Below are 2,216 nucleotides of genomic sequence, written 5' to 3' on the forward strand. Positions count from 1 at the left end.
GATTTCTGCAATCTGAGATCGCCGCCTGACACCTTGACCCCGTCCCTTCCGGTAATAGGAGCGCCGGCTATGACAGAGAGCATCCTGCCAGCAGCCATTACCTCCAACGGCAGCATCGTGTAGCTTTCGAGCTTCTGCTGCCGTCAACAGGCTACAAGCTCAGCAGGTTTCATTCGGCGATCGCCCCATCTTCGTTGAGTTTGAGAAGCTTTCTTATTATGACTAGCCAAGTAAAATTTTTGGTTGTGTCGATAATAATCTTAGAATAACTAGATAGAGATAAGTATGCTTATCTCTATCTGAATCCTGAGACAACTTTGGATTCCCGTTCTTACTTGGTGCCGAATGTCGACTGGTTCGATGGCATCGCCGGTATTATCTAAACGTTCATAGTTGGCGGTGATTGTTGCTCTAACTCGTGCGGAATCCATCGCCCCAAAGTTGCATGAGAAAATAGCCCTAGGCCTGATTCATTCAGTTGAAAAGAAGATTTGTTTAGGGTTTGTAAAAGCATTATTTAAGGAGCATAAAGCAACCACTTGGCTCCAAGGATTGGGGAACCTTAGCAGAGGCAACATTCACCTTGCTTAAGGGGCACTAATTCCTATGTCTCAGTGGTTTCAGCGAATTCTCTGTACACTTTTAATTGCTCTTGTCGTTACGTTTCATTTTGGCTTTATCGAAGCCCAATCAGCACTAGCTGCTAACCCGATTCAGGTTGCAGAAAAACTCCTTTCTAATAAGCAACTCATTCGTGATGCAAAAAGCTTCCTAGACATGACCCCAGATGTACTCTGTGGAGCCTACCTGGATAAGGCAAATGGTGTTGATAGTGCAGCATGGCGAGTTATCGAGGAAGGAGCCGCAGCGACCGCAACAGTTACAGGAGCTATTTCATCTGCGTCAACGGCAGGAGCAGGAGCACTCAGCGGTTATGCTGGAATCGCATCAGCAGTTTCTCAACTTGGCTTGGGTGGTCTGACAAGTGCTGCTGCTGGAATGATGGGAAGTAGTGCATCAGGAGCCGCAGCAACCGCAGTAGTTACTTCAGCGGTGGGTGGACCTCTGGTAATGGGTGCTTTAATTGTTGGAGGTACAGGGGCTGCAGCCTTCGGTACTTATGAAGCAGGCAAGTTCGCTGTTGAAAAGTTGGGGAATTTAGCTGAAGGTTACTGCAATTCCAATTGACTCCAAAAATGCTTATGGGCATTGTTCAGAGCAGCTTTGATGGATGCCGTATCGTCCACAAGAGAGTCAATTAAGTTTATCTCTATCTAAGATTTGCTCGACCTTCTCTGTAACGATGTCTTAATTCCCCGTTGCTCCCGTTTTGCCCATCGTGGTCGTGCCTCTCGACAGTGGCAAGGAACCGGAACCTCGGCGATCGCAATTACCGGACATGCGCCACTTGAAATCGCACTGACCGGTGGTCACAGTTGGCTTTAGCCTAGGAAACGAGCAGAATTGCTTGAAAACCACCCGTTAGGTAGTCGTTCACCACTCAATCGAGGCGTTAAAAGTGGAGAGTTGCGATGAAGATCAGGAGTTTGTATTGTGAGTAAACAGCAAAAGCAGCCAGATAACAGCGCTCTAACTTCTTCCGGGGCAGATCAAGCAGATGCCAAGCTGCTTCAGGTCGATGGCAATCGCCCGATTGATGGAAGTGACCTTCAGGTAGAGAAGATTTTGCCCATTGATGGCGATCGCCCCGTCGTGGCGGATGACATCCGGGTCCTCGCCACGCTTGAAGTCGATGGCAGTCGTCCGATTGTGGCCAGTTCCTTAGAGTCGACCGAAACTCTGGGCATTGATGGCGATCGCCCCATTACGCCGAGCCATTTGGATGTGAAAGAGGTGGTTTACGAGGACGGCAGACGACCGATTGCAGTGGATAAAGTCCAAACTCGCAAAACCTTTTCTCTCGATGGCGATCGCCCCATTATGGCAGATGAGCCAGAAAAACCGGATATGCTCCGAGACTACATTGACTAGACTGGTTAGACCAAGACAGGTTTTCCAGTGGCGACGGCCTGTTCCACAATATCAGCCGCACGCTGAACCCCCCCAGCGCGTTGCGTTGCTTGCTGGAGCCTCAACACCTGCTGTTTGTAAGAGTCCTGACTTAGCACTTGTTGAATCACGTTTCGTAATCTGGGAACCTTTAACCGGCGCAGCGGCACACATTCCCCGGCTCCTGTCCAAGCAATCCGGGCCGC

The 2,216-nt window shown here is 49.5% G+C and carries 4 protein-coding genes; 2 read left to right on the forward strand and 2 right to left on the reverse strand.

Going from position 1 to position 2,216, the window contains the following annotated elements:
* Positions 1-606: 606 nt before the first annotated feature.
* Positions 607-1,188, forward strand: coding sequence for a hypothetical protein (locus H6F68_RS10220; protein WP_190558692.1), 582 nt, complete (start codon positions 607-609; stop codon positions 1,186-1,188).
* A gap of 120 nt (positions 1,189-1,308) precedes the next feature.
* On the opposite strand, the gene H6F68_RS29320 is transcribed toward H6F68_RS10220, so the two are convergent.
* A complete protein-coding gene (locus H6F68_RS29320) occupies positions 1,309-1,434 on the reverse strand; it encodes a hypothetical protein (protein WP_277876042.1) in 126 nt (41 codons plus the stop codon).
* A gap of 120 nt (positions 1,435-1,554) precedes the next feature.
* Between H6F68_RS29320 and H6F68_RS10225 the strand changes: the two genes are divergently transcribed.
* Complete coding sequence (locus tag H6F68_RS10225) at positions 1,555-1,992, forward strand: hypothetical protein (RefSeq protein WP_242065438.1); 438 nt, start codon at positions 1,555-1,557, stop codon at positions 1,990-1,992.
* Positions 1,993-1,997: 5 nt separating this feature from the next.
* Here the strand turns inward: H6F68_RS10225 and H6F68_RS10230 are convergent.
* Positions 1,998-2,216 (reverse strand): hypothetical protein (locus H6F68_RS10230; RefSeq protein ID WP_399313524.1); only part of this gene is annotated, 219 nt, incomplete at its 5' end.

This window comes from Trichocoleus sp. FACHB-262, assembly GCF_014696035.1.
In the GTDB taxonomy this organism is placed as follows: domain Bacteria; phylum Cyanobacteriota; class Cyanobacteriia; order FACHB-46; family FACHB-46; genus Trichocoleus.

Excerpts from the sequence above, each read along its gene's own strand:
- H6F68_RS10220 (WP_190558692.1), top strand. The coding sequence starts at position 607 with ATGTCTCAGTGGTTTCAGCGAATTCTCTGTACACTTTTAATTGCTCTT.